Here is a 12997-nt window from a genome sequence, read left to right on the forward strand (position 1 = left end):
TGCTAAAACTCAAACTGATAGAGCAAATCAAGAGCCTGATCCACACCGGATACGGCTTCCAAATAGAGTTTGGGCATCAGGCGATAACGCAAGGTCAAGGTCGCCAGTGAATCAAAAATGCCAACACCATATTTTACTTGTAGACCCGGCAGCACATAACCACTGACCTGCACCTGCTGGCTGTCGCCAGCCCCTGTGGTGTCAAGGGCAAGATTGCTGACGCCAAACGTCTCCCCGATTTTACCCACAACCTGCCCACTTTGTGCAACCCCCAGCCCGACTAACGCTGAGGTTAATGCGTTACCGTCGCCGTCAGAGCCTAATCCCTGACCACGCAGCAGATAAGAGAGGGCTTCCTGCTGCGACATCGCCGGGTCGGAGAAGACCTCTACCTTCGGCTCATCGGCCAGACCGGTCACGCGCAGGCCAGCGGTGACGTCGTCCTGAGTGGCTTCCGGGTTACGAATGGCCTCCAGGTTGATGTAGGGCTGATCGGGCGGACCGGCAAACTGCAGTTCACCTTTGCGCACGATAAGATCCTGACCGTAAGCGTGGAAGCGACCAGACGGAATGTTAATTTGTCCGTTCAGGCCCAGACCGGTTTTGTCCTGCACTACCTTCAGATCGCCGTTAAGCTTCGCCTTCAGACCGAAAGCCGACAGGCGCACATCGTTGCCAACGTGGATCACCAGGTTGCTGTTGATCGGGATTGCCGCAGTTTTAGGCTGAATCGGCTGCAGGTTCTTATCCAGCAGCACCTCGTCCGACGACACGCCTGTGGCGCTCTCCGGCACTTCCTGTACCGTAATACGCGCCCAGGGAATATCGACGCTGCCATCCAGACTAAAGGCCGCCGGCGTTGCCTCAAACACCAGATCCGGTGAGACATCCATGCGCACCATCGGCGGCACGGTGACGCGCACGCGGCTGCCCTGCGCGGCGATACGCGCGCGCCAGTTGTCGAGCTGGCTCCAGTCGGCATTGCCGTTCAGGTTGATATTCCCCTGCGCAGTCTGTACCAGTCCGTTGAGCGTCGAACTCATACCGTTGAACACCATATTCAGACTCGCAGCGGTCAGATCGACCGGCATAAAGTTGCCGTCAACGTCGACATTTTGTAAACCGAGCTGGCCGAAGATCTGTGGCTGCTTCACGCTGCCGCCCAGACGCAGGCTGCTGTTCAGGTTGCCCTTGATTTGCTCACCCTGCATCAGCGCCGGGTTTAGCAGCGCCAGCGAGATGTTGCGGATATTCACGTTGCCGCCCAGCGTGCGGCGGTTTTGCGGATCGCTAACCTGCACGTTGCCGTCGAACTGACCGTTTCCGGCAATGCGAATAAGCCAGTCGAGGTCGGCACGGCCGTTACGCAGCGCCGCATTGAGATTCAGGGTGCTAAAGTCGATCGGCAAGGTATTGCCCTGTACATCCTGTCTGACCTTTACACCGTTGCCCTTCAGCGACAGAGTGCCGGTCGGCAGCGCCCCGTCCGCCGTCCAGTTCACGCGCGCGTCGCCGCTGAAGACGCCAGCCAGCTGAGTTTCATCCGGCAGAAACGGCTTTATCATCGCAAGGTCAAAGCGGTTGAGCTGAATGCGCGCATGGCCGCTCGGGCCAGCCTCAATCGGTTCTGGCACGCAGAGCTGCGCATGGGGGTTCTGCCAGCAGTGCGCTCCGATGGTCGCGGTCTGTTTCGCATTAAGGTAGCTGATCGCCATCTCGCGCGTCAGTCGCCACTCCCCTACTGGCGTATCAAAGCGCGTCTGGTTAAGCGTGCCCTGCCAGCGCTGCTGCTGGCGGTCAAAGCTGCCGTTAAGCGCCAGCTGACCCGATACAGGATCGCCCTGTACGTTGAGCTTAAGCTGGTGCGCTTTTTCGTTACCATTGGCGTTCAGCGTCAGCAGGCTGATAGTGAGTGCATCTTGCTTCAGCTGCTCGACGCGCAGCTGTAGCTTGCCGGCTACCTGATCGCTGGAACGTACGTCACCGTCCAGCGTGACGCGGCGGATCTGCAACTGCTGCCAGCGCAACCCGGTGGCGTTGAGATCGGCCAGCAGCTGCGGTGCCTGAAGCGTGCCGCGCGCCTTGATCGTGCCTTTCGCTACGCCGCCCAGTCCCGGCAAAGCGTTATCGAGATGGGGTGCATCAATAGTGGCGTCAAGATTAAGCGCGTCACCCAGCGACCCTTTCACGTCGACATTGTTACGGCCCAGCACGAGTTTGATGCCTGGAATATCCCACTGGTTGTAACTGTTGCCCTTCAGTGAGCCGTCAGCGCTGACGGCATTCTGTTTAACGTTGCCTTTAAGCTGAAGCTGCGGCACGCTCATCTGCCAGCTGCCACCATAGAGGCTACCGCGCGTGGCGATTTTACCCTCCAGCTTCGCGGGCCAGTCTGGATACTGACGCGCGGTGTTAATACCGGAGAGGGTCAACTCGCTGCGCCAGCTGATCGCTTTACTCCAGTCCACCAGCGCCGTGAGATCGACATTGCCCTGTAGCGCTCCGATGCGCAGCTTATCCAGGCTGAACTGTTCAACATTGCCTTTACCATCCAGCGCAATGGTTGCAGGCGGCACGCTGTCGCCTTTCACCGCGGTACGCATCGACATCACATAGTCGGTGGCTTTACCTTTGAACTGATAGTCCAGATTATCAGCCTGATACTGCACCGCGCCGGTCAGCGGCCAGCGCAGCTGGGGGCTGGTCAGGTGCAGCGACAATGGCAGACCGGCCACCGCCAGCTGCGTCGCGGCGTCAAGCTGCGCGCGTACCGGTCCCGAAAGATTCAGCCCCAGCTTCAGCTCGTCGCGCATCGCGCCGTTTAAATCCAGCTTGATCTTCTCACCTTTCAGCGGATCGACGCTGGCCGTTCCGTTGAGCGTGAAATTCACCGGCCAGTTGTCCGCCAGCATAGCTTCACCGCTACCGTTAAGCTGGCCGAGGCTGGAGTCGACCTCCAGGGTGCTAAGCTGTAAGCGACGATCGGCGGTTTTTGCCTTCAGCAGCAGACGGTTCACCGTAATATCGGTATCGCCGGTCATGCGCAACTGCTCACCCAGGATCTCCTGCACGTCGATATCGAGCGGCAGGCGGAAATCGGGCAGCGCCGGCAACAGCGGTTTAGCAAACATCGCCTGCAGGGTTTCACCCAGCGGCTTTTCATCCGGCTGCGGCTGCTGGACTTTGGGCTGTACTACCTCTTCACTGGCAACCTTTGCCGCTTTTGGTAGCGCCACCAGCAGGCTCTGAATATGGGTTGGATTCAGCGTCAGCGAACGTCCCTGCCATTGCAGCCCGGTGGTAAAATCGAGCAGGGAAATTGCCGTGTCATCGACCTTCACGTTAATGTTATGCAGGCCAAGTTGGCGCAGCGTAATCGGATAGGGCGTGCTGAGGTCGCCGCTGCCGCTCTCCTCTTCCGGCGGCGTTTCCTGTGCGGGCGTCATTTTCTTGCTATCGACCAGCACGTTGACATTCTTCAGCGCAATGTCATTGACACACACCGATGAGTGCAGCAGGCAGTTAAGATCCAGCGCCAGATGAAACGTCCCCGCGTCAACGCTGACGCCGGGCATCTCATAACGCAATCCGCTGATGGTCAGGTTACGCCAGCCGCCATCCACCTGTTTGATCGATAAGCCCGGCACCCAACGCGCTGCGCCGTTCAGTACCAGATGCAAACCTGGCGTGGTGCCAATCAGAAACGCCACGCCGCCCAGTAGCAGCACCAGAAAAATCAGTATGCCAGTCAGGACCTTTTTCCACAGCTTCATAGTTCAGGCCCCAGTCCGATATAAAATTGCAAACCATGCTCCTCGCTGTCATCAATGGGTCGGGCAATATCAAGCTTGATTGGCCCAACAGGTGACGCCCAGCGCACGCCAAAGCCGGTGCCGGTTTTAAAATTGCTCTGTTTGATGTCGTTAACTGCTTCACCAGAATCGATAAAGACCGCGCCCCACCATTTGCCGGTTACGTTGTACTGGTACTCCAGCGATCCCGTGGCAAGCTTTGACGCACCGGTGAGTTTGCCGTCATCGTCGCGCGGTGAAATATCTTTGTACTTGTAGCCGCGAATACTGCGATCGCCCCCCGCAAAGAAGCGCAGATCTGGCGGCACTTTCTCAAAGTCGTTTGTTTCAATCCAGCCGAGGTTGCCGCGCGCCACAAAGCGGTGCTTGTCTGCCAGCGTGCGGATCCAGACGTTCTGCGCCTGCAAAATCAGGAAGTCGACGTCAGAACCCCAGGTGGTATCGGAGACATCAATGGAATAGCGCTGTGAATCGCCCCAGGTCGGCATCAGGCCGCCGCGCGAGCGGGTGCGGTTGAGGCTAACGCCCGGATAGAGCAGCATCGTGGTGTTGGTCACGCTGCCCTGGGTAAAGTGGTCGAGGCTCCATTTCAGGTTGACCGCTTTCTGCCAGCCGGTGCTGTTCTCCCAGTAGCGCGACACGCCAAGCGTCGTGGTGTCCGCTTTGGTGTCGTTGAGATCGGTGCGCTTCAGGCCGCCAGAGAAGATGTAATACTGTTCCAGCGGACTTTTCAGCAGCGGCACCTTATAGCTCATATCAACCTGCTGTTCCGGCGCAGAGAGATAGGCGCTGGCGGCCAGACTGTGGCCGCTGTCGTTGACCCATGGCTTTTTCCAGGTCGCTTTCAGGCGCGGGCCGACATCGGTAGAGTAGCCCACCCCCGTCTCAATGGTGTTTTCGGTGCGCGGCGTCACCACAGCATTCAGCGGCAATATTTTCGTTTTGCGCCCCTGATCAAACTCGGGTGCCACCACCACGGAGTTAAACCAGCCGGTTGCCGACAGACGGCGATTCAGCTCAGCCAGGTCGCGTGAGCTGTAATATTCGCCATGGTGAAAAGGCACCAGATTTTGCAGATACTCTTCGCGGATCTGCGAGCCGCTAAAGCTGACGTCGCCGAAGCGATAGCGTTGGCCGCTGTCATAATCGATATCCCAGAACGCCTCACGACGCTCGACCGAGACGCCCAGTTGGCTTTTTTTAAAGTTACCGTCGAAGTAGCCGTTACGCAGCGCCAGGTTTGAGAAGCCGCTTTTAAACTTTTCATATTCACCGTGGTTGAGCTGCCGGCCTTTTTTCGGCGTGCCCTCTTCCACCCATGCCCGGTAGTCAGGATCGCGCAGCGCGTCGCCTTCCAGCACGATGGTGCTTCCCGCAATTTTGACCGGCTCGCCAGGTTTAACGTGCGCAATCAGCACGGGGCGTCCACCCTGCGGCGGCGCGGGACGCGATTCAAAATCGATATCGGGTTCGTAGTAGCCGAGCGCTTTCAGTCCTTGCTCAATGGCTTCAGAGACGCGTGCACGAAAGCGGCCATCGTTTGACACTTCGTCAGCGCCGATGGTCGAAAGACGAGCACGCACGTTCTTGTTAAGATCCCCGGTTAATCCTTGCACCTCAAGGCGCACTTTCGCTGCCTCAGCAACCGGCACAACAGCCAGCAGGCAGGTCATAAAACAGACGTGAATTCGTGGCACGCGTACTCCTGTTAATGATGCCGACCCCTATTCCGCGGGGCGTAGTGATAATCCCTGGATAAGCACATCGCAGCGGCGCACTCATCATCATAGCCGCTGCAAGCAGCCTGCGGCTGCGAAAAAACGCTAACTAAGCCAAATAGCGCTTCATTGTCAGCAAATGACCGAATCGATACAACCGCTGCGCATCATTAGCATGCGCCACTCAGATTAATCTGAGCCTAAACGGTCCGGTGACGGCTCTGGCGGCCTTCTATGCGCTGCTGCTATAATCACCGGCGCAGGCGCTGCCTGCTCTATTTCTGCCCCGGCGCGGTGACGCCGCGTCGACGAGGCGCAGACATTTTTGGCACGGATAGCCCAGACTGAGAGGTGAGTACAAGAGGTACGCACTTTCCGTGCGCTGCCCAGGCCAAAAATGACAAGTGGATAACCCTTTGGAAAACCTATGTTAGATAGCTTACTTGTCATCTTACTGCTGATCGTGATCAGCGCCTTTTTTTCTTTGTCAGAAATCTCGCTGGCGGCCGCCCGCAAGATTAAACTAAAACTGCTTGCCGATGAGGGCAATATTAACGCGCAGCGCGTGCTGAAGATGCAGGAAACGCCCGGCACCTTCTTTACCGTGGTGCAGATTGGCCTGAATGCGGTCGCTATCCTCGGTGGTATTGTCGGCGACGCCGCCTTCTCCCCCGCCTTCAGCAGTTTGTTTAGCCGCTTTATGGAACCGGCACTCGCTGACCAGCTCAGCTTTATCTGCTCGTTCATTATCGTAACCAGCTTCTTTATCCTGTTCGCCGATCTGACGCCAAAGCGCGTCGGCATGATTGCGCCGGAAGTGATTGCGCTGCGTATCATCAACCCAATGCGTTTCTGCCTGCTGGTGTTCAGCCCGCTGGTGTGGCTGTTCAATGGCCTGGCGAACGTTTTTTTCCGCGTATTTAAGCTGCCAATGGTGCGTAAAGATGACATCACCTCTGATGATATCTATGCGGTGGTGGAAGCGGGCGCGCTGGCAGGCGTATTGCGCAAGCAGGAGCACGAGCTGATCGAAAATGTGTTTGAGCTGGAGTCCCGTACCGTTCCCTCTTCCATGACCTCCCGCGAAAACGTAATCTGGTTTGATCTGCGCGAAGATGAAACCACTCTCAAGGGCAAAATTGCCCAGCATCCGCACTCTAAGTTTCTGGTGTGCGATGGCGATATCGACCATATCGTCGGCTATGTCGATTCTAAAGAGCTGTTGCTGCGCGTGCTGGGCAATCAGAGCATGGCGCTCAACAGCGGCGTGCAGATTCGTTCGGCGCTCATTGTCCCGGATACGCTGACGCTGTCAGAAGCGCTGGAAAGCTTTAAAACCGCAGGTGAAGATTTCGCGGTCATCATGAACGAGTATGCGCTGGTGGTGGGGATTATTACCCTCAACGACGTGATGACGACGCTGATGGGCGATCTGGTCGGTCAGGGGCTGGAAGAGCAAATTGTCGCCCGTGACGAGAACTCCTGGCTGGTAGAAGGCGGCACGCCAATTGACGACGTCATGCGCGTGCTCGATATCGATGAGTTCCCGCAGTCAGGCAACTATGAAACCATTGGCGGTTTCATGATGTACATGCTGCGCAAAATCCCAAAACGTACCGATTTCGTTAAGTTTGCGGGCTATAAGTTCGAAGTGGTCGATATTGACAGTTATCGCATCGATCAGCTGCTGGTGACGCGAATTGACGACCGTCCGCCGGTGCTGAACGTGGCAAAATCTGCGGAAGTGGATGAGTAAAAATTCAGAGGGCGCCAGCGGCGCCCTTTTTTGTCAGTTGAACTCTGCCTGAAGGCGCAGAACCTGACGGTTAATTTCGGACATCACACTCAGGTGCTGTTTGTCCTTCACGCGTGGAATCAACACTTTACCTTTGTCGAACTCAAACGCGCCTACATCCTTGATATACATCCGTCCTCTGAACAGCGTTTTGACATATTTCGCTATCTGCAGTGGGTTATAACGCTGAAAAATCTTCATACAAACTGACTCCTTTACAGGGATAAGTACGCTTCGCCGTTGCCAAATTCGGTACGAGCCCATGAAGCGCAAAGTGTGGGTAAACTATAGAACACCTGGCGTAATTAATGTTCCGGTAACTGAACTTTTTTACTGAGTTGACACAACATTACAGAATACTCTGTTATCGCATCGTACCAACGCAGTATAAATCCAAACTTGTTAATAAATTGTGGCATGAATAACAATCCTGACACCTTAACGAGACAGGCGCATCATCCATGCTTACTATTGCAAAAAAATGACCAACTGGTCGGATCACTGAGGAGAGAGACAATGCGACTGGCCCCCTTTTTGTTTGCGCTGGTGCTGCTGCCTGGCGTCGTTTTTGCTCATAACCTGAAACAGGACGCGCGCGTTCCTGCGGTTGGCATTAATGACAAAGGCGAACTCGTTTATCAGCAGGATGATTTCCACTATAAGGCCTGGAACAGCGCGCAGCTGGCGGGCAAAGTCCGCGTGATCCAGCACATTGCGGGACGTTCCTCGGCAAAGGAGAAGAATGCCGCGGTGATTGAAGCGATCAAGGCCGCGCGCTTTCCGCACGATCGCTATCAGACCACCACTATCGTCAACACCGATGATGCCATTCCCGGCACCGGCATGTTTGTGCGCAGCAGCATTGAAAGTAATAAGAAACAGTATCCCTGGTCGCAATTTGTCGTCGACAGCAAAGGCAATGTGAAGCATGCCTGGCAGCTGGAGAACGCCGGATCGGCCATTGTGGTGCTGGATAAAAACGGACGCGTGCGTTTCGTGAAAGATGGCGCGTTGACGCAGGATGAGGTGACACAGGTTATTGGTCTGGTGCGGATGCTGCTGAAAGAGTGAAATCAAACGGGAGGCCGCCGCCTCCCGCATCGATTAGAACAGCGACACGCGGAAACCCGGGTTCAGGAAGGATTCACGCGGCGCATAGTCCAGCGTTTTGCCCTTCCAGTCATGTACGTGCGCGCCTGCGGCGATGGCAACAGCATGCCCCGCGCCCGTATCCCAGATGTTGGTAGGCCCAAAGCGTGGATAGAGCTGGGCCTTCCCCTCCGCCACCAGGCAGAATTTTAGCGATGAACCGATCGCCACGGTCTGGTGCTCGCCAAGCTGTTTCAGGTACTCTTTCAGCTCGTCATCAGCGTGCGAGCGGCTGACCACCACCAGCGGCGGCCGTGCCTCCTGCGCATGGATCTGCGTTCTGTTCCCGCCCTCTTCTTTCCAGGCTTTCCCCTCCGCAGCCGAATAGAGCACACCGAGTGCAGGCGCATAGACCACGCCCAGGATCGGCTTGCCCTGATCAATCAGCGCGATATTGACGGTAAACTCGCCGTTGCGTTTGATGAACTCTTTGGTGCCGTCGAGCGGATCAACCAGCCAGTAGCGCTGCCACTGCTGGCGTTCGCTCCAGGAAGGGGGATCTTCTTCCGACAGCACGGGCACCTCTGGCGTCAGCTGCTTTAGCCCCTGCAGAATAATATCGTGCGCAGCGAGATCGGCCGCCGTAACCGGAGAGTCGTCCGATTTGCGGGAAACGTCTACCGGCGTTTCCTTTTCATAAATCAGCATGATTGCGTTGCCCGCTTCGCGCGCCAGCTGGCAAATTTGCTCTAACATCGTTACCTCCTTATCGGTGGCGACTGCACGGATAGCCATGCGCCACCTGGTTAAATTTTAGCAGCTACTGCGCCTCCGCCCGACCTGCCAGACGGTAAACCCTCAATATTTTAATAATATCAATATCATAGATTGCGCCCTGCCGCTATGCCGCGCTGTTTTCAGCCATTTCGCAACGTAAAATGTTAAACCCATCACGTAATCCTCTGACACATCATCATTCTTTTACATTATTTTGAGAGACTTACCTTTTTTGCAGCAGGATGACGCATGTTTAAGCCCACTCTCACTGTTCTGGCGTTGAGTCTTTCTACGGCCCTGCACGCCGCTACCGTTGATTTACGTTTGCTGGAAACCACCGATTTGCACAGCAACATGATGGATTTCGATTACTACAAAGATAAGCCCACTGAAAAATTTGGGCTGGTGCGCACCGCATCGCTGATTCATGCCGCGCGTCAGGAGGTAAAAAACAGCGTACTGATAGATAATGGTGACATTATCCAGGGGAGCCCGCTTGGTGACTATATGGCGGCAAAAGGTCTGCAGTCGGGCGAGATCCATCCCGTCTATAAGGCGCTTAATACGCTGGACTACAGCGTTGGCAATCTCGGTAACCACGAGTTTAACTATGGCCTGCCCTACCTGCGCAAGGCGCTGGCGGGCGCGCGCTTTCCCTATATCAATGCCAATATCATTGACCTGAAAACCGGCCAGCCGATGTTTACGCCTTACCTGATCAAGACCCTCGACGTCACCGATCGTGACGGCCAACCGCAGAAGCTAAAGGTCGGTTTTATCGGTTTTGCACCGCCGCAGATTATGGTGTGGGACAAAGCCAATTTACAGGGCAAGGTGCGCGTCGATGACATTACCGAAACCGCACGCCGCTATGTGCCGCAGATGCGCGCGCAGGGTGCAGATGTGATCGTCGCCATTCCCCATTCAGGCCTGAGCAGCGAGCCCTACCACGCCATGGCAGAGAACTCGGTTTACTATCTCAGTCAGGTCGAAGGCATCGACGCCATTCTCTTCGGCCACGCGCATGCGGTCTTTCCGGCCAAAGAGTTCGCGGCGATCAGCGGAGTAGATAGTGAAAAAGGGACGCTGAACGGCGTGGCGGCGGTGATGCCGGGCATGTGGGGCGATCACCTCGGCGTAGTGGATCTGGTTCTGAATCAGCAGCAGGGGCGCTGGCAGGTCAGCGATCGTAAAGCAGAGGCACGTCCGATCTACGATGTGGCACAGAAAAAATCGCTGGCGGCGGAAGATGCGGCGCTGGTGAAAGTGCTGGCAGATGACCACCGCGCAACGCGCGAGTTTGTGGCCAAACCGATCGGTAAATCCGCAGCAGAGATGTACAGCTACCTGTCACTGGTGCAGGACGATCCCACCGTGCAGATCGTGAATAACGCCCAGCGCGCCTATGTAGAGCACTTTATTCAGGGCGATCCCGATCTTGGCCGCTTACCGGTGCTCTCCGCCGCCGCTCCGTTCAAAGCGGGCGGGCGCAAGAACGATCCCGCCAGCTATACCGAAGTAGAAAAAGGGGATCTGACATTCCGCAATGCGGCAGATCTCTATCTCTACCCTAATACGCTGGTGGTGATGAAGATCAGTGGTGCACAGGTGAAAGAGTGGCTGGAGTGCTCAGCCGGACAGTTTAACCACATTGACCCGCAGCGTAGCGGCGTGCAGCCGCTGATCAACTGGGATTTCCGTACCTACAACTTTGACGTGATCGACGGCGTAAATTATCAAATCGACGTAACCCAGCCCGCACGCTATGACAGTGAATGCCAGCTGATTAACGCCCGCGCCTCACGCATCAAGAATCTGACGTGGCAGGGTAAACCTGTCGATCCCAGGGCGACTTTCCTTGTTGCCACGAATAATTATCGTGCCTACGGCGGTAAGTTTGCGGGCACAGGGGATAAGTACATCGCTTTTGCCGCTCCTGATGAGAACCGTGCGGTGGTCGCGGCCTATATCAGCGCCGAGACCAAAGCGCACGGTGAGGTACAGCCGCAGGCGGACAACAACTGGCGGCTGGCACCGATTAACAGCGCCACGCCACTCGACATCCGCTTTGAGACCGCACCAGGCGACAGGGCCACCGCCTTTATCCGCAGCCATGCCCAGTATCCAGTAGAGCCGCAAGGTAATGATGCGATCGGATTTGCGGTGTGGAAGCTCAATTTGCAGAAGTAGCGGGCATAAAAAAGCCAGCCTCACCGGGCTGGCTTTAGCAGAAGCAGGCTGAGATTACAGAATCTCCAGTAGCTCCACTTCAAAGATCAGGGTGCTGAACGGCGGGATGGATGCGCCTGCACCACGATCGCCATAGGCAAGGTTATGCGGAATGGTCAGTTCCCACTTCGAGCCAACCGGCATCAGCGTCAGCGCTTCGATCCAGCCAGCGATCACGCCTGTCACCGGGAATTCAGCCGGTTCGCCACGTGCCACTGAGCTGTCGAATACCGTGCCGTCAATCAGCTTACCGGTATAGTGCACGCGTACGCGATCCTGACGTGACGGGATTGGGCCATCGCCCTGCTTGATGACGCGGAACTGCAGGCCAGACTCGGTGCTGCTCACGCCTTCACGCTGCGCGTTTTCCGCCAGGAACTGCTGGCCTTCCGCAGCCATCGCCTGCACGCGTTCGCGACGCACACCTTCGGCACGTTCATGTACTTCACGCAGTGCACGATGCACGACGTCAACCGGCACGGCCGGTGAGTTCCCTTCCAGCGCGTCGCGCAGGCCCGCGAGCAGCGCTTCTGGCTGAAGTCCCTGCAGACCGGACTCCAGCAACTGCTGGCCAACCTGTAAACCGATTCCGTAGCTTGCTTGTGATTCGACGCTGTCGAATGAAGGGGTCGTCATCTTGATACCTGTCTCTTTTGCTAATTTGAACCGGCAGCATAACAGCGCGCGCCGCTGGCGTAAAATCCCACGCGGCAGAGATGACTTTTGCGGGCGAAACAGAAACAATACGCAGGTCATATTTCTAAAGGCTGACAGGCACACCGTGTCTGTATTGCCCATACTATAACCGTGGCAGAGGGCAACCTTTGTCTGGGTACTAAAAGAAGAGAAGATACATGGGACGAATTGCCCCACGACGTCGCAGGACGCGCGCACCGCAAACACTGTTGCGCACATTGCGCCAACGCTTCGCCTGGCGGGCCGTAAAACCGCCGCACGCCGCTGGCGCTGAGGAGGATTCACGAATGGCTTCAGATGTGCCTTCCCGCTTACCCGCCTGGCTTAGTAAAGTCTGGCATTTTACCGATGATGTGCGCTGGATGGGTCCGCTGCCGCCTGCACACCGACGCGGCATCGTCATCGCCCTGCTGGTTATGCTGCTGGCATTTTTATGGCCCTCTAGTTCGCCACAATATCCGGTAGAGCGGCCGCAGACGCAGAGCGGCGAGAAAGAGGTACCGATTCAGGCGGAAATCTACGACCAGAACGCGCCCCAGCAAAACACACAGCCGCCAAAGGCGGATTCGCAGGGTGAATGGCGCATCTACACGATTGCATCAGGCCAGACGCTGGCGCAGCTGTTTCGCGACAATAACCTGCCGGTGGGCGACGTATTTGCAATGGCGCGCGTGGAAGGAAGCGATCAGCCGCTCAGCGCGTTACAGAGTGGGCAACAGGTTAAAATTCGTCAGAGTGCGCAAGGCGTGGTGACGGGATTGACCGTTGACGGCGCTAACGGCCCGGTGCTGTTTACGCGCCAGCCGGATGGCACCTTTATTCGTGCGCAGTAACAGGCGGCGCGAATTCTTCTGGCATCGGCCAGCGACAAAAACAAAAAA

General features: G+C 56.5%; 9 protein-coding genes. 4 read left to right on the top strand and 5 right to left on the bottom strand.

The features are described from left to right. Window positions 1-2: 2 nt before the first annotated feature. A complete protein-coding gene (locus HP564_RS19300; protein ID WP_371245452.1) occupies window positions 3-3773 on the bottom strand; it encodes a translocation/assembly module TamB domain-containing protein in 3771 nt (1256 codons plus the stop codon). Continuing rightward, a complete protein-coding gene (locus HP564_RS19305) occupies window positions 3770-5485 on the bottom strand; it encodes an autotransporter assembly complex family protein (RefSeq protein ID WP_371245482.1) in 1716 nt (571 codons plus the stop codon). Before HP564_RS19305 ends, HP564_RS19300 begins: the two co-directional genes overlap by 4 nt. Window positions 5486-5957: 472 nt before the next feature. Between HP564_RS19305 and HP564_RS19310 the strand changes: the two genes are divergently transcribed. Continuing rightward, window positions 5958-7286, top strand: coding sequence for a hemolysin family protein (locus HP564_RS19310; protein WP_371245453.1), 1329 nt, complete (start codon window positions 5958-5960; stop codon window positions 7284-7286). 33 nt (window positions 7287-7319) lie between these two features. On the opposite strand, the gene HP564_RS19315 is transcribed toward HP564_RS19310, so the two are convergent. Beyond that, entirely contained in the window at window positions 7320-7526 is a 207-nt protein-coding gene (locus HP564_RS19315) for a DUF1107 domain-containing protein (protein ID WP_371245454.1), read from the bottom strand. 315 nt (window positions 7527-7841) lie between these two features. Between HP564_RS19315 and HP564_RS19320 the strand changes: the two genes are divergently transcribed. Beyond that, the gene (locus tag HP564_RS19320) at window positions 7842-8396 is read left to right on the top strand and encodes a YtfJ family protein (RefSeq protein ID WP_371245455.1); all 555 of its coding nucleotides are present in this window, start codon (window positions 7842-7844) and stop codon (window positions 8394-8396) included. A 33-nt stretch (window positions 8397-8429) separates the two neighbouring features. Here HP564_RS19320 and cysQ read toward each other — a convergent pair whose 3' ends face one another. Then, window positions 8430-9170: a 3'(2'),5'-bisphosphate nucleotidase CysQ gene (cysQ, locus tag HP564_RS19325; RefSeq protein ID WP_371245456.1), complete on the bottom strand. Its 741-nt coding sequence runs from the start codon at window positions 9168-9170 to the stop codon at window positions 8430-8432. A gap of 270 nt (window positions 9171-9440) precedes the next feature. On the opposite strand from cysQ, the gene HP564_RS19330 reads away from it, so the two are divergent. Beyond that, window positions 9441-11381: a bifunctional 2',3'-cyclic-nucleotide 2'-phosphodiesterase/3'-nucleotidase gene (locus HP564_RS19330; protein WP_371245457.1), complete on the top strand. Its 1941-nt coding sequence runs from the start codon at window positions 9441-9443 to the stop codon at window positions 11379-11381. 54 nt (window positions 11382-11435) lie between these two features. On the opposite strand, the gene fklB is transcribed toward HP564_RS19330, so the two are convergent. Next, window positions 11436-12056, bottom strand: coding sequence for an FKBP-type peptidyl-prolyl cis-trans isomerase (fklB, locus tag HP564_RS19335; RefSeq protein ID WP_371245458.1), 621 nt, complete (start codon window positions 12054-12056; stop codon window positions 11436-11438). Window positions 12057-12274: 218 nt separating this feature from the next. Between fklB and HP564_RS19340 the strand changes: the two genes are divergently transcribed. Next, window positions 12275-12949: an OapA family protein gene (locus HP564_RS19340; RefSeq protein ID WP_371245459.1), complete on the top strand. Its 675-nt coding sequence runs from the start codon at window positions 12275-12277 to the stop codon at window positions 12947-12949. The last annotated feature ends 48 nt before the right edge of the window (window positions 12950-12997 follow it).

This window comes from Pantoea sp. KPR_PJ (assembly GCF_041386365.1).
Taxonomy (GTDB): domain Bacteria; phylum Pseudomonadota; class Gammaproteobacteria; order Enterobacterales; family Enterobacteriaceae; genus Pantoea.